The sequence below is a fragment of the Pseudomonas sp. MB-090624 genome (assembly GCF_003205245.1).
Classification (GTDB): domain Bacteria; phylum Pseudomonadota; class Gammaproteobacteria; order Pseudomonadales; family Pseudomonadaceae; genus Aquipseudomonas; species Aquipseudomonas juntendi.
This window is the reverse complement of record NZ_QJRK01000007.1, coordinates 25,380-46,024: the sequence shown is the minus strand read 5'-3', so window position 1 is coordinate 46,024 and position 20,645 is coordinate 25,380. Positions and strand designations below refer to the sequence as shown.

The window sequence follows — 20,645 nt, the reverse complement described above, 5'->3', positions numbered from 1 at the left end:
GGCTGGTCCTATCGCCTGCAAGCCAGCCTCCACAGAAAGCCCACAGCGCTCAAGGCAGGCATACGCCACAAACAAAAACGCCGCAGCCCCTTTCAGGGCCACGGCGTCAGATCAGCCTGGAGGGCAGATCAGGCGAACGGATGACGCAGGACGATGGTCTCGTTGCGGTCCGGGCCGGTCGAAATGATGTCGATCGGGGCGCCGACCAACTCTTCGATGCGCTTGATGTAGTTGCGCGCGGCCTGCGGCAGCTCTTCCAGGGTTTTCACGCCCAGGGTCGACTCGCTCCAGCCTGGCATCGCTTCGTACACCGGCTCCAGGCCGATGTAGCTGTCGGCATCGGAAGGTGCGTCGATCACGGCACCGTTCTCGTTCTTGTAGCCAACGCAGATGTTGATGGTTTCCAGGCCGTCGAGCACGTCCAGCTTGGTCAGGCAGATGCCCGAGATGCTGTTGACGTCGATGGCGCGACGCAGGATCACGGCGTCGAACCAGCCGCAACGGCGAGCACGGCCGGTGGTGGAGCCGAATTCGTGGCCACGCTTGGCCAGGGTTGCGCCGGTTTCGTCGAACAGCTCGGTCGGGAACGGACCGGAACCCACGCGCGTGGTGTAGGCCTTGGTGATGCCCAGGATGTAGTCCAGGTACATCGGGCCCACGCCGGAACCGGTGGAGATACCACCAGCCGTGGTATTGGAGCTGGTGACGTACGGGTAGGTACCGTGGTCGATGTCCAGCAGCGAACCCTGGGCGCCCTCGAACATGATGTCCTTGCCGGCGCGGCGCAGGTTGTGCAGCTCGGCGGTGACGTCGAGCATCATCGGCTTGAGCTGTTCAGCGTAGGCCATGCACTCGTCCAGGGTCTGCTGGAAGTCGATGGCCGGCTCTTTGTAGTAGTTCACCAGCTGGAAGTTGTGGTAATCCAGCAGCTCACCGAGCTTGGCAGCGAAACGCTCGCGGTGGAACAGGTCACCCACGCGCAGGCCGCGGCGGGCGACCTTGTCTTCGTAGGCTGGGCCGATGCCGCGGCCAGTGGTGCCGATCTTGGCTTCGCCACGGGCTTTTTCACGGGCCTGGTCCAGGGCCACGTGGTACGACAGGATCAGCGGCGCTGCCGGGGAGATGCGCAGGCGCTCGCGCACCGGTACGCCCTTCTCTTCCAGCTTGGTGATTTCACGCATCAGCGCATCCGGGGCAACGACCACGCCGTTGCCGATCAGGCACTGTACGCCTTCACGCAGGATGCCAGACGGAATCAGGTGCAGAACGGTTTTTTCACCGTTGATCACCAGGGTGTGGCCCGCATTGTGGCCACCCTGGTAGCGCACTACGGCGGCAGCATGTTCGGTCAGCAGATCGACGATCTTGCCTTTGCCCTCATCACCCCACTGGGTGCCCAGGACGACGACATTCTTACCCATTACATTGGTCCTCATTCACGCAAACTTGGTTGCCGGCCTGTTGCCGACGCAGAAACTCACTGGGCCAGCGGCAGAACCTGCCAGCGCCCGTCTTGCTGAATCAATTGCCGATCACAATCCGCCTCGAGAGCAGCACTCAACGGCTGGCCAGGCAGAGCCTGAACCACACGCTGGCCCTCGCTGCGCAACTGGCAGACTTGCTGCCAGAGGGCCGCGTCGCCACTGTCGGGCATCCAGATGCCGCCAGTTGGCAATACGACCTCCGCTCGCCCCAGTGTGACCAGGGTCTTCAAATCCGTGGAGAAACCTGTGGCTGGGCGTGCCCGGCCAAAATCGGCGCCGATGTCGTCATAACGCCCGCCCTGGGCAATGGACTGCCCCTCGCCCGGCACGAACACGGCGAACACCACACCGGTGTGGTAGTGGTAGCCGCGCAGCTCACCGAGGTCGAAGTACAGCGGCAGTTCCGGGTAGCGCGACGCCAGCCGGTCCGCGATCGCCAGCAGGTCGTCCAGCGCGGCCAGCACGCTGGCCGGGGCGCGCCCCAGGCGCACGCGCGCTTCGTTCAGCACTTCACGGCCGCCGCACAGCTCGACCAGCGCACGCAACATGTTGCCCAGGTCCTTGGGCAGGTCGGCAGTCAAGGCTTGCACCTCATCGACCGACTTGCGTTGCAGCGCGTCGAACAACTGCTGCTCCACTGCCCCGGACAGGCCGGCCGCCCGGGCCAGGCCGCGGTAGATGCCGACGTGGCCAAGGTCCATGTGTACGTCCGGCACGTCAGCCAGTTGCAGCGTGGCAAGCATCAGGCTGATGACTTCGACGTCGCTGGTAGGGCTGGCATCGCCATACAACTCGGCACCCAGCTGGATCGGGCTGCGCGAGGTGGACAGTGCGCGCGGCTGGGCGTGCAGCACGCTACCGGCATAGCACAACCGGCTTGGGCCTTCACGGCGCAAGGTGTGCGCGTCGATACGGGCCACCTGCGGGGTGAAGTCGGCACGGAAGCCCATCAGGCGGCCGGACTGCGGGTCCACCACCTTGAAGGTGCGCTGGTCCAGGTCCTGGCCGGCGCCGGTCAGCAGCGACTCCAGGTACTCGATATGCGGGGTGACGACCAGTTCGTAGCCCCAACCCTGGAACAGGTCCAACACCTGGCGGCGCGCGATCTCGATACGCGCGGCCTCAGGTGGCAGTACTTCCTCGATGCCATCTGGCAGCAGCCAGCGGTCTACCGTTGCCATTACGCCATTTCCCCTCTGGTCCGGGCGGCTTGCCAGCAGGCGAGCCGTCAGTAAAGCCGGTATCGCGCACAGCAGCGGGCAGCACTGATCCCAGCGCAGCCACCGTACCCGATACCCTCGAATTGCCTTGCGAGCTGAGCAAACCGTCAACCGGCGCTGTGCCGATCAACCTTGCAGACGCAAAAAAGCCGGGAAATTTCCCGGCTGCCTCATGATACACCCCTTTTCATTCAGGATGCACCCCGCCTGGTGTTTTAGCTGCCAGGCGGAGCGCTGCCGCATGAAAATCAGGGCCTGAGCATTACGGCTTGCTCTTGTCCAGGAAGCGGAAGAACTCGTTCTTCGGATCCAGGACCAGCACGTCGCTCTTGCTCGAGAAGCTTTCGCGGTACGCCTGCAGGCTACGGTAGAACGCATAGAAGTCCGCGTCCTGGGTGTAGGCCTTGGCATAGATGGCGGCTGCCTGGGCGTCGCCGTCACCGCGGGTTTCTTCCGCTTCGCGGTACGCTTCGGCCAGCAGCACACGGCGCTGGCGGTCGGCGTCGGCACGAATACCTTCGGCCAGCTCGTTACCCTTGGCGCGGTGCTCGCGGGCTTCACGCTCACGCTCGGTACTCATGCGGTCGAACACGCTGCGGTTGACTTCCTTCGGCAGGTCGATGGCCTTGACGCGCACATCGATCACCTCGATGCCCAGCTCCTTGTTGGCCATGCGGTTCAGCGATGCGGTGATGTCAGCCATCAGCGCGTCGCGTTCACCGGAAACCACCTCGTGCAGGGTACGTTTACCGAACTGGTCACGCAGGCCGCTTTCCAGGCGACGCGAAAGCCGCTCGTCGGCGATCTGCTTCATGCCCGACGTGGCGGTATAGAAGCGCTCGGCGTCCTTGACGCGCCACTTGGCGTAGGCGTCGACCATCACCGCTTTCTTCTCCAGGGTCAGGAACCGCTGGGTCGGGGCGTCGAGGGTCATGAGGCGGGCGTCGAACTTGCGTACCTGGTTCACGTACGGGATCTTCACGTGCAGGCCTGGCTGAACATCAGCCTGGACCACCTTACCGAAGCGCAGCAGCACTGCACGCTCGGTCTGGGACACGATGTAGAAGCTGTTCCAGGCCACGATGGCCAGGACCACGGCGGCGATCAGGGCGATCAGCGATCTGTTGCTCATCAGCGGCTCTCCCTAGTGCGCAGCGGCTGCTGTTGCTGTTGCATGTCCTGCGCCGCACGCGCGGCCGCATCGTTGGCCGATGGCGATACGCTGGTGGTTGGCGCGGACGCGTTGCGGCTGCCTTCGACCATTTTGTCCAGCGGCAGGTAGAGCAGGTTGTTCTGCCCATCCTTGGTTGCCACCATGACCTTGCTCGAATTGCTGTAGACCTCTTGCATCGTCTCCAGGTACAGACGCTGGCGAGTCACGTCAGGTGCCTTGCGGTACTCACCGAGCAACTTGCTGAAGCGATCGGCCTCACCCTTGGCGCGGGCGATGACTTCGTCGCGGTAGCCGTTGGCGTCTTCGATGATGCGCTGCGCCTGACCACGGGCTTCCGGCACCACGCCATTGGCATAGGACTCGGCCTGGTTGCGGGCGCGCTGCTCGTCTTCACGGGCACGGATCACGTCATCGAAGGCTTCCTGCACTTCACGCGGGGCTGCCGCGCTCTGTACGTTGACCTGGGTAACGGTGATACCCGTGCGGTAGTTGTCGAGGAAGCGCTGCAGGCGCTCGCGGATATCCACGGCCATCTGCTCACGGCCTTCGGTCAGTACCTGGTCCATCGAGGTGGAACCCACCACGTGGCGCAAGGCACTGTCGGTGGCGTGCTGCAAGCTCACCTCAGGCTGGTCGACGTTGAGCACGAAGTCCTGCAGGTTGCTGATCTTGTACTGCACGGTCAGCGGCACCTCGACGATGTTCTCGTCTTCGGTCAGCATCTGGCCCTGCTTGGTGTAGGCACGCTCACGCGTGACGTTCTCCATGTACTTGCGATCGATTGGCGGGAAGTAGATGTTCAGGCCGGGACCGACCGTTTCATAGTACTTGCCGAAGCGCAGCACCACGGCCTGCTCCTGCTCGTCGACCACATACACGGCGTTGTACAGCCAGATGGCGGCCAGCACCGCCAGGCCGATGCCCAGCAGACCGAAGCCACCGCCCTTGCCGATGTTGCGGTCACCGCCGCCACGTTTCTTCTTGCCGCCGAACATGCCATTGAGGCTGTCCTGCAGTTTGCGGAAGGCCTCGTCCAGATCCGGCGGACCTTTCTTGTCACCACCGCCGCCACCGCCACCACGGCGGCCGCCCCAGGGATCCTGATTGTTCGAGTTGCCACCCGGCTCGTTCCAAGCCATAGCGCTCTCCATCTGATAAAGCAAAGACGCGCCCACGGCGCGCCGTCCAATGCTACAGAATGCCTGTCACTGCTGCCCGGCGACCTCGACGGGCATTTATTGCAAAGTGTGTTGCTCGACAAACACTTGCGGCTCCATGCCTTCGCGGCTGACCAGGCGATTCAGTTCGACCATGGGCAGTCGCACGCTCAGCAGGCTGCGCCCTTCTTCATCATGCTCTTCACTCTGCACCGCACCCAAGGCAAAGAATTGCGCGCGCAAGCGGGCAAAACGCTGCTCCAGGCAAAGGGTACCGACAAACAGATCTTCCCCCAGCAACTCGGCAATCGCCTGGCCGACCAGCTCCAGGCCACGCCCATCGCGTGCCGATACCCAGACCCGTTCCGGCTTGCCATCGGCATTGCGCTGGATCTGCGGCTCGACATCTTCGAGCAGGTCGAGTTTGTTATACACCTCGAGGATCGGCAAGCCTTCGGCGCCAATCTCGCCCAAAACCGCCAGCACTTGCTCGATCTGTTCCATGCGCTCGGGCTCATGGGCATCGATCACATGCAGCAACAGGTCGGAGTTGCTCGACTCTTCGAGCGTAGCGCGAAATGCCTCGACCAGCTTGTGCGGCAAATGGCGAATGAAGCCCACGGTGTCGGCCAGCACGATCGGGCCAAGGTCGTTGAGCTCGAGCCGGCGCAAGGTCGGGTCGAGGGTAGCGAACAGCTGGTCCGCGGCGTACACCTCGGATTCGGTCAGGGCGTTGAACAGCGTGGACTTGCCGGCGTTGGTGTAACCCACCAGCGACACCGAAGGGATGTCTGCACGCTTGCGCCCGCGCCGTGCCTGCTCGCGCTGGCTACGGACCTTTTCCAGGCGCGACTTGATCTGGCGGATGCGCACGCGCAACAGGCGCCGGTCGGTTTCCAGCTGGGTTTCACCCGGGCCGCGCAGGCCGATACCCCCTTTTTGCCGCTCCAGGTGAGTCCAGCCACGCACCAACCGCGTGCTCATGTGCTCCAGCTGGGCCAGTTCGACCTGCAGCTTGCCTTCATGGGTACGCGCCCGTTGGGCGAAGATATCGAGGATCAGCCCGGTGCGGTCGAGCACACGACACTCGAACACGCGTTCAAGGTTGCGCTCCTGGCTGGGCGTGAGGGTGTGATTGAAAATCACCAGGTCTACCTGTTCGGCATGGACCAGGTCGTGCAGCTCTTCGACCTTGCCACTGCCAATCAGGTATTTGGCGGAAGGCTGATGCCTTGTCACCGTGACCAGCGAAATGATGTCGGCACCGGCCGACAATGCCAGTTCCTGAAACTCCTGCGGGTCTTCGCGCGCCTCAGGGTTCTGACCTTCCAAGTGAACGAGCAACGCCCGCTCACCACCACCGTGGCGCTCAAAGAACAATGCAGGCTCCTATCAGGCGTTGCCTGGCTCGCTGTCACCGTGCTCGGAATCGGACGGGCTTGGCAGGCGAACCGGACGGGCTGGCACCACGGTCGAAATGGCGTGCTTGTAGACCATCTGGCTCACGGTGTTCTTCAGCAGTACCACGAACTGGTCGAACGACTCGATCGAACCCTGCAGCTTGATGCCGTTGACCAGGTAAATGGAAACCGGGACCTTCTCTTTTCTCAAAGTGTTCAGGTAAGGGTCTTGTAGCGAATGCCCTTTTGACATATGCCGCACTCCTGTAAGGATAAATAATAGAAAATCAATGAAATCGATAAATTAGGCCGCCCCTTCGCAAGAATAGACGGCAATCAGCAGGGACTCAGCTCAATATGGAGATGGGCCCCAGGTATTTCAAGGTGCGGGACAGATTGTCGCAGGCCAGGCTGTCTAGCCAGTGTACGTCAGGCCAGCCACGCAACCAGGTGAACTGCCGTTTGGCCAGCTGCCGGGTCGCGATGATACCGCGTTCACGCATTTCACTCTCTGACAGCTTGCCGTCCAGGTAATCCCAGACTTGCCGATACCCCACTGCCCGTATAGACGGTAACCCGGCGTGCAAGTCACTTCTGGCTCGCAGTGATCGGACCTCGTCGATAAAGCCCTGTTCCAGCATCTGCGAAAATCGTAACGCAATTCGCTGATGCAAAATGTGACGATCTGTAGGAGCAATCGCCAAGCTGGCGACAGTATAGGGCAAATGCCCGCCAGCGCCTGCGTCTGCGCCGCGACTTTCAGCGAATTGACGTTGCCGGTGAGCCGTCATGCTCTCACCGCTCACCCGGTAGACCTCCAGGGCGCGGATCAACCGCTGTGGGTCGTTGGGGTGAATGCGCGCCGCCGACACCGGGTCGACCTCGGCCAGTTGGCGGTGCAACTCGCCCAGCCCTAAGGCCGCCGCCTGGGCTTCAAGCTCGGCACGCACGCCCGCATCGGCCGCTGGCATGTCGGCAAGGCCGTCGACCAACGCTTTGTAATACAGCATGGTACCGCCAACCAGCAGCGGGATTTTGCCGCGCCCGCTGATCTCGGCCATGGCCTGCAGGGCGTCGGTGCGAAACTGCGCGGCCGAGTAACTTTCGGCCGGGTCGCGGATGTCGATCAAGCGATGCGGGTGGGCGGCAAGGACTGCTTTCGACGGTTTGGCCGAGCCGATGTCCATGCCGCGGTAGATCAGCGCAGAATCAACGCTTATCAGCTCGCACGGCAGCACTTTGGTCAGTTCGATGGCCAGGTCGGTCTTGCCGGCGGCCGTCGGACCCATGAGGAATATCGCTGGGGGCTTGCCGCTCATTTCATCGACCGCGCAGGAAAAGTTTGTCCAGGTCGTCCAGGCCCATCTGGGTCCAGGTGGGACGGCCGTGGTTGCACTGGCCGCTGCGCTCGGTGTTTTCCATATCGCGCAGCAGGGCGTTCATCTCGGGAATGGCCAGGCGCCGGTTGGCGCGTACCGCGCCGTGGCAGGCCATGGTGCCGAGCAGCTCGTTGAGGTGGGCCTGAATACGGTCGCTGGTGCCGTATTCCATCAGGTCGGCCAGCACATCCTGCACCAGGCGGTTGGCCTCGGCCTGCTTGAGCAAGGCCGGGATCTGGCGGATGGCCAGGGTTTCCGGGCCCAGGCGCTGCAGTTCGAAGCCCAGGCGCTGGAACCACTGCGCGTGCTCTTCGGCGCAGTCGGCTTCGCGCTGGCTCAGGGCCAGGGTTTCCGGCACCAGCAGCGGCTGGCCGCTGAGGCCCTCGCTGGCCATGGCTACCTTCAGGCGCTCGTACATGATGCGCTCGTGAGCGGCGTGCATGTCGACCAGCACCAGGCCGATAGCGTTCTCGGCCAGGATGTAGATACCCTTCAGCTGCGCCAGCGCGTAACCCAGCGGCGGAATGTCGCCCTGGCTTTCCGGCAGGGTGGCTGCCGGGGCGGCGCCATTGTCCAGCGGCTTGTAAAACTCGCGGTACACCGCCTGCGCCTCGGCCGCCGGCAGCGGTGGCGAGGGCCGCGGGGTGTACTGGTACTGGTAACCGGCACCACTGCCGCCATTGCTGGCGGTGTGTTGCGGCGCACGTGGCTGCTCGAGCACAGGCGAAGCCAGGCGCATTTCCCCCTGCGGGCCGAACTCACCGGCCTGCTGGCCAGTGGCGCGCATCGCTTCAGGCACCGCAGCCGGGGCGGCCAGCTGGTCTTCCGGGCGCACATCGGCCAGGGCCCGGTGCAAGGTACCGTACAGGAAATCGTGCACCGAACGCCCCTCGCGGAAGCGCACTTCATGCTTGGTCGGGTGCACGTTGACATCGACGCCGTTGGGTTCCAGTTCAAGGAACAGCACAAAGGTCGGGTGCCGGCCGTTGAATAGCACGTCACGGTAGGCCTGGCGCACGGCGTGGGCCACCAGCTTGTCGCGCACCGCACGGCCGTTGACGAAGAAGTACTGCAGGTCGGCCTGGCTGCGCGAGAAGGTCGGCAGCCCAACCCAGCCCCACAGGCGCAGGCCGTTGCGCTCGACGTCGATCGGCAGCGCCTGCTCCATGAAGCCCGGGCCGCAGATGGCACCCACCCGCCGCGCACGCGCCACTTCATCATGGGCCTCGTGCAGGCTGAGGATGCTCTTGCCGTTGTGGCGCAAGTGGAAGCCGACATCGAAACGCGCCAACGCCAGGCGCCGGATGACCTCCTGCAGGTGATCGAACTCGGTTTTCTCGGCCTTGAGGAACTTGCGCCGCGCCGGGGTATTGAAGAACAGGTCACGCACTTCGACCGAAGTACCCACCGGGTGGGCCGCCGGCTGCACCCGCGGGAGCATGTCGCGGCCTTCGGTTTCAACCTGCCAGGCTTCTGTGGCACTGGCGGTACGCGAGGTCAGGGTCAGGCGCGCCACCGAGCTGATCGAGGCCAGGGCTTCGCCACGGAACCCCAGGCTCAATACGCCTTCAAGGTCTTCCAGCTCACGGATTTTGCTGGTGGCGTGACGGGCCAGAGCCAGCGGCAGGTCGTCGGCAGAAATACCGCTGCCATCATCCCGCACCTTCAGCAGCTTGACGCCGCCCTGCTCCACTTCCACATCGATGCGCCGGGCACCGGAGTCCAGGCTGTTTTCCAGCAGTTCCTTGGCTACCGAGGCCGGCCGCTCGACCACCTCGCCAGCGGCGATCTGGTTGGCCAGCCGCGGGCTGAGCAGCTGGATGCGCGAACCACCACTCATTGCGAAGCCAATGTGGTGGCAGGGATATCCAGACGCTGGCCGACCTTCAGCTCATCGGACTTCAGGCTGTTGGTGTTGCGCAAGCTGGCCACACTGACCTGGTAGCGCACCGCCAGCATTGCCAGGGTTTCGCCTGGGCGCACCGTGTGCTCACGTGGGCCGGCGGCAATCTTGCCGGTGTCGCGCAGCCAGGCGATATAGGTGCCAGGCGGCGGGTTCTGCTGGAAGAACTGGCGCACCCCGGTATGAATCGAACGCGCAAGCGCTTGCTGATGGCTGCGACTGGCCAGCTTGGCCGCCTCGCTGGCGTTGGAGATGAACCCGGTCTCGACCAGGATCGACGGAATGTCGGGCGACTTCAGCACCATGAAGCCAGCCTGCTCCACACGCTGCTTGTGCAGCGAGGTGATGCGGCCCATGTTGCCCAGCACTTTCTGCCCGACATTCAGGCTGGAGCTGAGCGTGGCCGTCATCGACAGGTCGAGCAGCACACCCGCGAGCATGCGGTCCTTGTCGTCGAGGCTGACGTTGCCGGCGCCCCCGATCAGGTCGGAACGGTTTTCCGTGTCTGCCAGCCAGCGTGCGGTTTCGGAAGTAGCGCCACGGTCGGACAGGGCAAACACCGATGCGCCGAACGCAGCCTTGGACGGCGCGGCGTCGGCGTGGATCGAAACGAACAGGTCGGCGCCCTTCTTGCGGGCGATTTCGGTGCGTTTGCGCAGCGGAATGAAGTAGTCACCGGTGCGGGTCAGCTCGGCGCGGAAGCCCTTTTCCGTGTTGATCTGGCGCTGCAGCTCCTGGGCAATCTGCAGCACGATGTCTTTTTCATGCTGGCCGCGCGAGCCGGAAGCACCCGGGTCCTCGCCGCCATGACCGGCGTCGATGGCAATGACGATGTCGCGCTTGCCGCTAGGTACCGGCGGCAGCTTGATGGCTGGCTGGGTCGGGGTGACCGGGACCGCTGGCGTGGTGGCAGGCGTTTGCACCGGGGTCGGTGGTGGGGTTGGCGCCGTGGCCGCGATGGCATCGGCTTCCTGGTCGTACAAGTCGACCACCAGGCGGTTGCCGTACTGGGCATTGGGCGCCAGGGTAAAGCTCTTGGGGGTGACCGACTTCTTCAGGTCAACGACCACACGCAGGTCGGTCGGCGTGCGCTGGGCCGAACGCACGCTGCTGATCGGCGTGTTGGAAGTCGCCACTTTCAATGGCGCCGCCAAGGTCGCGCCATTGATGTCGATAACCAGGCGATCCGGTGCGCTCAAGGTGAAGACGCTGTGCTGCACGGGGCCAGACAGGTCGAAGACCAGCCGCGTGTTGTCTGGCGCGCGCCACAGGCGCACGCTCTTGACTTGAGTGACGGCCAGAGCGTCAACGGTCACCGTTGTCAGCAGCAGCCCAACGATGGCGACCAGTGCGCGTATGCGCATACCTACCCCACTTACTGTTTATAGTGTTTGGCCAGTGCCACGCACCAGGCCTCGCCGCGAGCCCCCTGCGGCGACAGGTTCAGCGAGCGTCCGCCCGCTTGGGGGCTTATGGTAATGGTCAGGTCGGGCTTTGGCAAAACGCCCGCACCCTTTTGTGGCCACTCGAACAGGCACAACGGGTCGCCCTCGAAATAGTCACGAATCCCCATGAACTCCAGCTCCTCCGGATCGACCAGCCGATACAGGTCGAAGTGAAAAGCTCGGACAGCGCCGATCTCGTAGGGTTCGACCACGGTGAACGTTGGGCTTTTCACTGCACCAGTATGGCCCAGGCCACGGATCAGGCCACGCGAGAGTGTGGTTTTACCCGCCCCCAGGTCGCCTTCCAGGAAAATGACACCGCGACCACCGGTCACTTCGGCCATTTTTGCACCAAAGTCGACTGTAGCCGCTTCATCGGCCAGAAACAGATTTAAGCCACACACGCAGAATGCTCCTCCAACAACGCTCGAATGACCGGCGCCAGATCGCTGGCCGCCAGGCCCCTGCCTTCAACCCCCAGACGCTCACCGGCACAGGCGTGAAGCCAGGTACCCAGGCAGCCGGCACTCCAGGCGTCCAGCCCCTGGGCCAGCAACGCCGCCAGCACCCCGGTCAGCACATCGCCCAAGCCCGCGCCGGCCATCGCCGGGTGCCCGCGCTCGCACAGCATCAACTGGCCGGACGGGTGCGCCACCAGGGTACCTGCCCCTTTGAGCAGGCACACACTGTTGTAGCGCCGCGCCAGCTTGCGCGCAGCGCCCGGCCGGTCGGCCTGTACCGCTTCGGTGGAAATGCCCAGCAGCCGCGCCGCTTCCCCGGGGTGAGGCGTGAGGATGCTACCGCTGGGCAGGGCCAATGGGGTGCCTGCCAGCAAATTCAGGGCGTCGGCGTCCCATACCTGCGGGCGTTCGGCGTTCGCCACTGCCGACAACAGGCTCCGGCCCCAGGCAGCCTGCCCAAGGCCGGGGCCCACCACCAGCACCGTGGCGCGCTCCAGCACGCCGACCAACTGGTTGGCCGACTGTACCCCCAGGCACATCACCTCAGGCAGGCGGGCCAGGCTCGCGGGTAGATGTTCGGGCCGGGTCGCCACGCTGACCAGGCCGGCGCCGCAGCGCAAGGCGGCTTCGGCGCTGAGCAGCACAGCGCCACCGGTGCCCAGGTCGCCGCCCACTACCAGCACATGGCCGAAGTCGCCTTTGTGCGCATGCGGGTGCCGTGCCGGCAGGTGTGCGACAGTCACGCTGCTGAGCAGTTGTAGGGTGTTGCCAGGGTGTTTGGTCTGCGGCATGGGGTCAAAGGCTCCAATGTCTGGCAGAATTATACGCACCTGAGCCCGTATTGCCTTGCCCATCCATGCCTGCCTCTACACCTGACCTCGCCCAACTGGCCCAATCGATCAAGATATGGGGCCAGGAACTCGGTTTTGCCCACGTCGGCATCGCCGGGGTCGACCTTGGCGAACACGAACAGCACCTGCAACGCTGGCTAGACGCCGGTTACCAGGGCGAAATGGAGTACCTGGGTGCCCATGGCAGCAAACGGGCGCACCCCGACCAACTGATTCCCGGCACGGTACGCGTGGTCTCGCTGCGCATGGACTACCTGCCCGGCGATACGCAGATGGCGCAACGCCTGGCGCAACCGGAAAAAGCCTACGTATCACGCTACGCCCTGGGCCGTGACTACCACAAGCTGGTGCGCAAGCGCGTGCAATTCCTGGCAGACCGTATCCAGCAAGCCATCGGCCCGTTCGGCTACCGCGCCTTCGTCGACAGTGCCCCAGTGCTGGAGAAGGCCCTGGCCGAGCAGGCCGGGCTGGGCTGGATCGGCAAGAACACCCTGCTGCTCAACCGCAAGGCCGGCAGTTACTTCTTCCTGGCCGAACTGTTCGTTGACCTGCCGTTGCCGGTGGACGAAGCCACCACCAGTGAACATTGCGGGCGTTGCCAGGCGTGCCTGGACATCTGCCCGACCCAGGCGTTCGTCGGGCCCTATGTACTGGACGCGCGGCGTTGCATCTCGTACCTGACCATCGAGCTGAGAGGGCCGATTCCTGTCGAACTGCGCTCGATGATGGGTAACCGTGTATTCGGTTGCGACGACTGCCAGATCGTCTGCCCGTGGAACCGCTTCGCCAAGCACAGCCAGGAGCAGGATTTCCAGCCGCGGCATGGGTTGGAGAATGCCGAGCTGGCCGAGATGTTCCTGTGGGATGAGCGTACTTTCCTGCGCAAGACCGAGGGCGGGCCGCTACGCCGGGCAGGCTATGAGCGGTTCTTGCGCAACCTGGCGGTGGGCTTGGGCAATGCGCCGCCGACGATACCGGTGATCGAGGCGCTGAAGGCGCGGCGCGAGGATGCGTCGGAGCTGGTGCGCGAGCATGTCGAGTGGGCGCTGGCCCGGCACGGCATTCAATAGCTACACGGCCCACTTTGGAAGCGGGCGCGCCCGCGAATTTGGCCACTCGGTGGATGCACCGGCTGCGCCGGTGTTCGCGGGCATGCCCGCTCCTACAGGGACCGCGCCGGGCCTGGGGCAGGTTTACTGCTGGTGGGAGCGGGCGCGCCCGCGAAGCAGGCAACGCGGGACCGCGCCGGGCCTGGGGCAGGTTTACTGCTGGTCGTTGTAGTGGAACTTGGGCATTTCCCAATGGAAACGAATTGCCAGCAAGCGCACCAGGAACCCACCAAAGAGGGTCAGCAGCATCGCCTGCTCCGCCGGCACCTTGAAATACACGCAGCCGAGGTAGAACCACGCCGCGGCGAACGACACGCTGGCGTAAAGCTCGCGGCGGAACACCAGCGGGATGTCGTTGCAGAAGATATCGCGCAAGATCCCACCGAACACCCCCGTGATCACCCCGCTGATCGAAGCCACCAGCATGCCCTGCCCCATTTCCAGCGCCGTCATGCAGCCAATCAGGGTAAACGCCACCAGCCCCAGTGCGTCTAGCACCAGGAACAGCGAGCGCAGGCGGCGCATCATTGGCGCGATGAAAATGGTCAACAGGGCAGCAAAGCTGGTCAACACCAGGTACTCAGGGTGTTTCACCCAGGTCAGCGGGTAGTGCCCGAGCAACACATCGCGCACCGACCCGCCACCCAGGGCGGTAACACAGGCGATCAGCACCACGCCGAACCAGTCCATGCCGCGACGCCCGGCAGACAACGCACCGGTCATGGCTTCGGCAGTGATGGCAATGAGGTAGAGCATCAGCAACATGGTGCGGGTCCGTGCGGGAAAGGCGCGCAGTCTAACCAGTTGCCCAAGGCACCAAAAGGGGGCGCAGCCAGAATATCTGCGCCGTAACGGTTCAAACCTTGATGAAATGCTCGCGGTAGTGGCGCAACTCGGCAATCGATTCGCGAATGTCGTCCAGCGCCAGGTGCGTATTGCCCTTCTTGAAGCTGTCACGCACGTCCGGCGCCCAGCGCGCTGCCAGTTCTTTCAGCGTCGAGACATCCAGGTTGCGGTAGTGGAAGTAGTTTTCCAGGTTGCGCATGTGCCGGTAGAGGAAGCGACGGTCCTGGCAGATGCTGTTGCCGCAGATCGGCGATTTGCCTTTGGGCACCCACTGTTCGAGGAATGCAATGGTCTGGGCCTCGGCCTCGGCCATGCCGACCTTGCTGTCGCGCACACGCTGGGTCAGGCCAGACGCGCCATGGGTGCGGGTGTTCCACTCGTCCATGCGGGCCAGTACTTCATCGCTGTGGTGGATGGCGATCACCGGGCCTTCGGCCAGGGTGTTCAGCTCGCTGTCGGTGACAATGGTGGCCATTTCGATGATGACGTCGCTGTCCGGATCGAGGCCGGTCATTTCCAGGTCGATCCAGATCAGGTTCTGTGGGTTTTGCATGCAGAAGCTCCTCATATAGCCCGTCATATTAGCCTAGTGGCCCAACCACGCCCATTCACCGCCACAAGGTAAGGGCAATGGTGCACCGCCTGGCGTGCTAAACTGCCTGCCGTTTTCAATGCCCTGACCCGGGCCCTTCTCACGGAATGTTCATGGCCAAACGCCAGCTCAATCGCCGCCAGAACTGGCGCATCGAAAAAATCCAGGGCGAGCGTGCTGCTCGCGCGGCCAAACGCGAGCAGCATGTGCTGCAGGAACTGGAAGGTGGCGACCTGGGGCCGGAACAACTGGGCCTGGTGATTGCCCACTTTGGCGTGCAGGTCGAGGTGGAGGCCCAGGATGGCGACGTTGCAGGCCAGGTGTTCCGCTGCCACTTGCGCGCCAACCTGCCAGCACTGGTCACTGGCGACCGCGTGGTATGGCGTGCAGGCAACCAGGGCATAGGGGTGATCGTGGCGCAGATGCCACGCAGCACCGAACTGTGCCGGCCAAACAACCATGGCCAGTTGAAACCGGTCGCAGCCAACGTCGACCTCATCGTGATCGTGTTTGCCCCGGCCCCGGAACCGCACCCGAACCTGATCGACCGTTACCTGGTCGCTGCCGAGCATGCAGGCCTGCGCCCGCTGCTGCTGCTGAACAAGGCCGACCTGATCAACGCCGAGAACGGCCCCGGCCTGCAGGCGCTGCTGGAGGTTTACCGCGAGCTGGGCTACCCGCTGCTGGAGGTATCTGCCCACCACGGTGATGGCATGCAACGCCTGCAGCAGCAACTTGACGGGCACATCAGCGTGTTCGTCGGCCAGTCGGGTGTGGGCAAGTCTTCGCTGGTCAACAGCCTGCTGCCAGAGGCCGGCACCCGCGTCGGCGACCTGTCGGAATGGTCGGGCCAGGGCACCCACACCACCACCACCGCGCGGCTGTACCATTTCCCCAATGGCGGCGACCTTATCGACTCGCCGGGCATCCGCGAATTCGGCCTTGGCCACGTCAGCCGCAGCGATGTGGAGGATGGCTTCATCGAGTTCCGCGACCTGTTCGGCACCTGCCGCTTCCGCGATTGCAAACATGACCGCGAGCCAGGCTGCGCGTTGCTCAAGGCGCTGGACGATGGCCGGATCTCGCAGCAACGCATGAACAGCTACCGCTCGATCATCGCCAGCCTGACGGAAGACAGCTACTGACCGGGCTGTAAGCCTTCCTCCGCGCTGAGGCCCACCTGCACGGCCCTGCAAAACGCCGTGCAAGGTTCCGCGGGGCCTACTGCTCCTTGCTCTCGTCCATCTTCAGCGTGCCATCCTCGAAGATGTTCAGCTTCTGGCGCAGTTCACGTGGTTGCATCGGCGCCTGATCGGCCCCGGCACCGGGCGCCGCGCCACTGGCCGGCGGGGCCGCAGGCGGGGCTGCCGGCGCTTGCGGTGAACCCTGTTCGCCCTGCTCACCCTCGATGTTGCGCTGGGCCTTCTTGGTCAGCACGATGATGTCGATGCGGCGGTTTACCGGGTTGAACGGGTTCTTGCGGTCGAACAGCGATGACGATGCATACCCCACCACCCGAGCCACCTGGCCGTCCGGGTACCCACCTGCCACCAATGCCCGGCGTGCGGCATTGGCGCGGTTGGCCGACAGCTCCCAGTTGCCGAACTCGCCAGTGCCGGCATACGGTTTGGCGTCGGTGTGGCCGCTGATGCTGATCTTGTTGGGCACTGCCTTGATGGTATCGGCCATGGCCAACAGAATGTCTTCGAAATATGGCTGCAGGCGCGCACTGCCGATATCGAACATCGGACGGTTCTCGGCGTCCATGATCTGGATACGCAGGCCATCCTGGGTGATCTCGAACAGGATCTGGTCCTTGAACTTCTGCAGTTGCGGGTTCTCTTCGACCTTGTTCTGCAGCTCCTGCAACAGCAATTCAAGGCGCTCGCGCTCGACCTGCTCGGCCATGGTCTCCACCTGGTCCTTGTCCAGCTGGGTAGGCGACGGCTGCGTGGGCTCGGTTTTCACTTCCGGGTTGATGGTTTTGTCCGGCGCCATTTCGGGGGAACCACCCAGGTCGATGACGTAGGGCGTACCACTTTCGGAGAACCCGATCGGGTCCTGGAAGTAACCGGCAATGGCGATCTTCTGCTCAGGCGTGGCCGTGGACAACAGCCACAGCACCAGGAAGAACGCCATCATCGCCGTGGCGAAGTCGGCAAAGGCGATTTTCCAGGCGCCACCGTGGTGGCCGCCGCCAAAGCGCTTGACGCGCTTGACGATGATGGGCTGATTGTTCTCCATGAATCAGCGACCGCGAACCGCTTGTTCCAGCTCGGCGAAGCTTGGGCGGTGCTTGGGGTACAGCACCTTGCGCCCGAACTCGACCGCCAGCGACGGCGGCATGCCCGAAGCCGAGGCCACCAGCGATGCCTTGATCGACTCGTACAGGTTCAGCTCTTCCTTGGCGTCGTGCTCCAGGCACTTGGCCAGCGGGCCGAAGAAGCCGTAGGCCGCGAGAATACCGAAGAACGTACCGACCAGCGCCGCACCCACGTGCATGCCGATGGCCGCCTGGTCCCCATCGCCCAGCGAGGCCATGGTCACCACGATACCCAGCACCGCCGCTACGATACCGAAGCCGGGCATGCCATCGGCGATGCCGGTCACCGCATGGGACGGGTGCTCAAGCTCTTCCTTCATGCTCAGCAGCTCCATGTCGAACAGGCCCTCGAGCTCGTGCGGGGCCATGTTGCCGGTAGACATGATGCGCAGGTAGTCGCAGACGAACGCGGTCATGCGCTCATCGGCCAGTACCGTGGGGTACTTGGCGAAAATCGGGCTGGCGGCGGCGTCTTCGATGTCGGCCTCGATGGCCATCATGCCTTCGCGACGGCTCTTGTTGAGGATTTCGTACACAAGCCCCAGCACTTCAAGGTAGAACGCATGGCTGAAGCGCGAACCGAACATCTTCATCGACTTCTTGATGACGTGCATGGTCATGTAGCCAGGGTTGGCCTGCAGGAATGCACCGAAGGCCGCACCGCCGATGATCAGTACTTCGAACGGCTGGATCAGCGCCGCGATCTTGCCGTGGGAAAGCACGTAGCCGCCGAGCACGCTCGCGAATACGACGATGATGCCGATAATTTTAGCCATAGGTTCAAAGCACTTGCTGTCGTGGTCAGGGGAAGAGACGAGAGCTGTAAAACTCTTCTTCTACTTATCGGCAGAACTGCGCCAGACTATAGCCACACAATGCGAAAAGCCAGTTCGGACTGATGTCAAAATGCCAATTGAAACTAAGGTGCCCGCTCAGGCTCCGCGAACGCTAGAGGCCTGGGTCAAGCTGCTCGAGAGTGTTCGCATCCCGGTGCCGAAGCACAGCTACGACCGGGTCATGGCGGCCATCCACGATAGCCGCCGCTCGCTGCGCGACATCGCCGAACTGATGCAAGATAGCCCGGCGCTGGTGTTGTCGGTGATGCGTGAGGCCAACCACGCCACCAACGCCAGCATGGCCGAACCGGCCGAAAGCCTTGAAGTGGCCCTCAACCGGCTCGGCCTGGAGCGCAGCGAGCTGTTGCTCAAGCGCCTGCCGGCAGTGCCTGTTGAAGAAATCCCGCCGGTTCTTTGCCAGTTCCAGATGATCAGCCAGCACGCAGCGCAGCAGGCCAGCGGCCTGTTCGCCAGCCGCCTGGCGCGGCTGTGGCAGGAAATCCATTGGGGTAGCCTGCTGTTCCTGTCGCCCCTCTGGCCGCTGGCACTCGCCCACCCGAAGCTGCTCGACACCTGGGAGCTGCGGGTGATCCACAAGGGTGAAGAGGCCGCCCATGTCGAGGAAGAACTGTTTGGCGTGCGCATAATGGCGCTGTGCCAGACCATGGCCGAATACTGGCGCCTGCCGCAATGGGTGACCCAGGGTTACCGCTTGCTGCTGGAAGAACGCGAGCAACTGGCCCAGGTGCTGAGCATCGCCCGCGACGAAGACCTGCTCAGCCAGCAACACCGCCTGGACGCAGAGCCTGGCCTGCGGCGCTGGTTCAACCAGCCGGCCAATACCGTATTGCTGGCCAACAACCTGGCCCTGGCGGCGCAGGTCGGCTGGGATAACCCGCACTTGTTACGCTGGCAGCTGCTGACCGCCCTGTACCTGCAGACTTCGCTGGAAGACGTGCAGCAGCAAGTTCACCAGCAGGCGGCCGCCAGCGCCCGTCGCCATGCCCGGCATGCACTGTTCCACCCGGCCGAGGCGCTGATATGGCCGTGGCACCAGCGCCGCCCGCACCCAGACATGCTGGCGGTGCCACCGCCCAGCAGTGAAGAGCTGGCGCGCTGGCGCACACTGTGCCAGCACCTGCTGGCGCAACCCAGCCCGTTCACCAATACCGTGCACCTGGCCACCCAGGCACAAGAGGCCCTGCTGGCCTGCGGCATGCAACGCATCATGCTGCTGAGCCTGGACAGGAGCACCGACACTTTGCGCGTGCAGCAGACCGCCGGCTTGCCCAAGGAGGCCGCGGGCCTGGCCCTGCAGGTGGCGCAGAACAAACTGCTGCAAAAACTGATGAGCCAGGCCGGGCAACTGCGCATCACCCCGCAGAACCACAGCCAGTTCGCCGCGCTGCTGCCAGCCCCGCTGCGCGCCCTGTTCCGCAGTGAGCACGTGCTGCTGCGCTCGCTGGCGGTGAACGATCAGGTGCTCATGCTGCTGGTGGCCGACCAGGCTTGCAGGCCCATGGCCGACATCAGCGTGCAAGCCTTCGGCAAAACCGTGCAATGCATCGAGCGGGCACTGTCGCTGTTCGCCAACCGCAAAGCCTGAGCCTTGCGCTACAATCGCTCCTCTTTCCACTCTGGAGACCGTGGATGACCGACTTTTCCGGCCTGCCCTTGGTGATCGAAGCTGCAGACCTGCTGCCGCGCCTGGATTCACCGCAGTTGATCCTGGTCGACCTGAGCAGCGCCAACCGCTATGTCAGCGGGCATATCCCCGGCGCCCGCTTTGTCGAGGGCAAGCGTACCCAGCTCGGCCAGCCACCCGCCCCTGGTCTGCTGCCGCCCCTGGGCGAACTGGAAAAACTGTTCAGCGAACTCGGCCACCGTGATGATGCCGTCTACGTGGTGTATGACGATGAAGGCGGTGGTTGGGCGGGGCGTTTCATCTGGCTGCTCGACGTGATCGGCCACACGCGCTACCACTACCTCAATGGCGGTATCCAGGCCTGGCCAGCCGACAAGCTGTCCACCGAAGTGCCTGCACCCAGTACCGCCCCGGTGCACCTGCACCTCGACACTGCACCTACAGCCACCCGTGAGTACCTGCAAAGCCGCCTGGGCGCCGATGACCTGGTGATCTGGGACGCCCGCGCCCCACAGGAATTCAACGGCGAAAAAGTGTTGTCGGCCAAGGGCGGTCACATCCCTGGTGCGGTCAACTTCGAGTGGACCGCCGGCATGGACCTCAACGACCACCTGCGCATCCGCAAGGATATCGCCGAAGTGCTGCAAAGCCTGGGCATCACCCCCGACAAGGAGGTGGTTACCCATTGCCAGTCCCACCGCCGCTCCGGTTTCACCTATTTGGTGGCCAAGGCCCTCGGTTACCCACGCGTCAAGGCTTATGCCGGCTCGTGGAGCGAATGGGGCAACCACCCGGACACGCCTGTAGAAGTTTAAGGAAC

Annotated in this window: 19 protein-coding genes; 4 read left to right on the top strand and 15 right to left on the bottom strand. The window is 63.8% G+C overall.

Going from position 1 to position 20,645, the window contains the following annotated elements; all coding sequences use genetic code 11:
* Positions 1 to 128: 128 nt before the first annotated feature.
* From DMX12_RS05400 to DMX12_RS05350, 11 genes are all read right to left on the bottom strand, one after another.
* A complete protein-coding gene (locus DMX12_RS05400; protein ID WP_009681301.1) occupies positions 129 to 1,421 on the bottom strand; it encodes an adenylosuccinate synthase in 1,293 nt (430 codons plus the stop codon).
* A gap of 56 nt (positions 1,422 to 1,477) precedes the next feature.
* Entirely contained in the window at positions 1,478 to 2,665 is a 1,188-nt protein-coding gene (locus DMX12_RS05395) for an ATP phosphoribosyltransferase regulatory subunit (protein WP_009681302.1), read from the bottom strand.
* 301 nt (positions 2,666 to 2,966) lie between these two features.
* Positions 2,967 to 3,836 carry a protease modulator HflC gene (hflC, locus tag DMX12_RS05390; RefSeq protein WP_009681303.1) on the bottom strand — a complete coding sequence of 290 codons (870 nt, stop codon included), beginning with the start codon at positions 3,834 to 3,836 and terminating at the stop codon, positions 2,967 to 2,969.
* The gene (gene hflK, locus DMX12_RS05385) at positions 3,836 to 5,017 is read right to left on the bottom strand and encodes an FtsH protease activity modulator HflK (RefSeq protein ID WP_009681304.1); all 1,182 of its coding nucleotides are present in this window, start codon (positions 5,015 to 5,017) and stop codon (positions 3,836 to 3,838) included. Before hflK ends, hflC begins: the two co-directional genes overlap by 1 nt.
* Before the next feature lie 96 nt (positions 5,018 to 5,113).
* Positions 5,114 to 6,415 (bottom strand): ribosome rescue GTPase HflX, encoded by a 1,302-nt coding sequence (hflX, locus tag DMX12_RS05380; RefSeq protein ID WP_009681305.1) that lies wholly within the window; start codon positions 6,413 to 6,415, stop codon positions 5,114 to 5,116.
* Between the two features lie 12 nt (positions 6,416 to 6,427).
* Positions 6,428 to 6,688: an RNA chaperone Hfq gene (hfq, locus tag DMX12_RS05375; RefSeq protein ID WP_003258160.1), complete on the bottom strand. Its 261-nt coding sequence runs from the start codon at positions 6,686 to 6,688 to the stop codon at positions 6,428 to 6,430.
* Positions 6,689 to 6,782: 94 nt separating this feature from the next.
* The gene (gene miaA / locus DMX12_RS05370) at positions 6,783 to 7,754 is read right to left on the bottom strand and encodes a tRNA (adenosine(37)-N6)-dimethylallyltransferase MiaA (RefSeq protein ID WP_009681306.1); all 972 of its coding nucleotides are present in this window, start codon (positions 7,752 to 7,754) and stop codon (positions 6,783 to 6,785) included.
* Position 7,755: 1 nt separating this feature from the next.
* Complete coding sequence (gene mutL, locus DMX12_RS05365; protein WP_110676626.1) at positions 7,756 to 9,654, bottom strand: DNA mismatch repair endonuclease MutL; 1,899 nt, start codon at positions 9,652 to 9,654, stop codon at positions 7,756 to 7,758.
* Positions 9,651 to 11,081: an N-acetylmuramoyl-L-alanine amidase gene (locus DMX12_RS05360; RefSeq protein ID WP_009681308.1), complete on the bottom strand. Its 1,431-nt coding sequence runs from the start codon at positions 11,079 to 11,081 to the stop codon at positions 9,651 to 9,653. Before DMX12_RS05360 ends, mutL begins: the two co-directional genes overlap by 4 nt.
* A gap of 11 nt (positions 11,082 to 11,092) precedes the next feature.
* Positions 11,093 to 11,566 (bottom strand): tRNA (adenosine(37)-N6)-threonylcarbamoyltransferase complex ATPase subunit type 1 TsaE, encoded by a 474-nt coding sequence (tsaE, locus tag DMX12_RS05355; protein WP_009681309.1) that lies wholly within the window; start codon positions 11,564 to 11,566, stop codon positions 11,093 to 11,095.
* Positions 11,554 to 12,414, bottom strand: a complete 861-nt coding sequence (locus tag DMX12_RS05350; protein ID WP_009681310.1) for an NAD(P)H-hydrate dehydratase — start codon at positions 12,412 to 12,414, stop codon at positions 11,554 to 11,556. The genes tsaE and DMX12_RS05350 overlap by 13 nt, the downstream gene beginning before the upstream one ends.
* Positions 12,415 to 12,479: 65 nt before the next feature.
* Between DMX12_RS05350 and queG the strand changes: the two genes are divergently transcribed.
* Positions 12,480 to 13,544, top strand: a complete 1,065-nt coding sequence (gene queG / locus DMX12_RS05345; RefSeq protein WP_110676625.1) for a tRNA epoxyqueuosine(34) reductase QueG — start codon at positions 12,480 to 12,482, stop codon at positions 13,542 to 13,544.
* A 192-nt stretch (positions 13,545 to 13,736) separates the two neighbouring features.
* On the opposite strand, the gene DMX12_RS05340 is transcribed toward queG, so the two are convergent.
* Both DMX12_RS05340 and orn read right to left on the bottom strand, forming a co-directional pair.
* Positions 13,737 to 14,348 (bottom strand): trimeric intracellular cation channel family protein, encoded by a 612-nt coding sequence (locus DMX12_RS05340; protein WP_003249516.1) that lies wholly within the window; start codon positions 14,346 to 14,348, stop codon positions 13,737 to 13,739.
* Between the two features lie 91 nt (positions 14,349 to 14,439).
* On the bottom strand, positions 14,440 to 14,982 hold the full coding sequence (gene orn / locus DMX12_RS05335; protein ID WP_009681312.1) for an oligoribonuclease: 543 nt from the start codon (positions 14,980 to 14,982) through the stop codon (positions 14,440 to 14,442).
* Between the two features lie 152 nt (positions 14,983 to 15,134).
* Here orn and rsgA point away from each other — a divergent pair, with 152 nt between their 5' ends.
* Positions 15,135 to 16,166 (top strand): small ribosomal subunit biogenesis GTPase RsgA, encoded by a 1,032-nt coding sequence (rsgA, locus tag DMX12_RS05330; RefSeq protein ID WP_009681313.1) that lies wholly within the window; start codon positions 15,135 to 15,137, stop codon positions 16,164 to 16,166.
* A 76-nt stretch (positions 16,167 to 16,242) separates the two neighbouring features.
* Here rsgA and motB read toward each other — a convergent pair whose 3' ends face one another.
* Entirely contained in the window at positions 16,243 to 17,265 is a 1,023-nt protein-coding gene (motB, locus tag DMX12_RS05325; protein WP_110676624.1) for a flagellar motor protein MotB, read from the bottom strand.
* A 3-nt stretch (positions 17,266 to 17,268) separates the two neighbouring features.
* Positions 17,269 to 18,120 carry a flagellar motor stator protein MotA gene (gene motA, locus DMX12_RS05320; protein WP_009681315.1) on the bottom strand — a complete coding sequence of 284 codons (852 nt, stop codon included), beginning with the start codon at positions 18,118 to 18,120 and terminating at the stop codon, positions 17,269 to 17,271.
* Positions 18,121 to 18,250: 130 nt separating this feature from the next.
* Between motA and DMX12_RS05315 the strand changes: the two genes are divergently transcribed.
* Both DMX12_RS05315 and DMX12_RS29800 read left to right on the top strand, forming a co-directional pair.
* Positions 18,251 to 19,786 (top strand): HDOD domain-containing protein, encoded by a 1,536-nt coding sequence (locus DMX12_RS05315; RefSeq protein ID WP_110676623.1) that lies wholly within the window; start codon positions 18,251 to 18,253, stop codon positions 19,784 to 19,786.
* A gap of 44 nt (positions 19,787 to 19,830) precedes the next feature.
* Positions 19,831 to 20,640, top strand: a complete 810-nt coding sequence (locus tag DMX12_RS29800; RefSeq protein WP_009681317.1) for a rhodanese-like domain-containing protein — start codon at positions 19,831 to 19,833, stop codon at positions 20,638 to 20,640.
* Positions 20,641 to 20,645 lie beyond the last annotated feature (5 nt).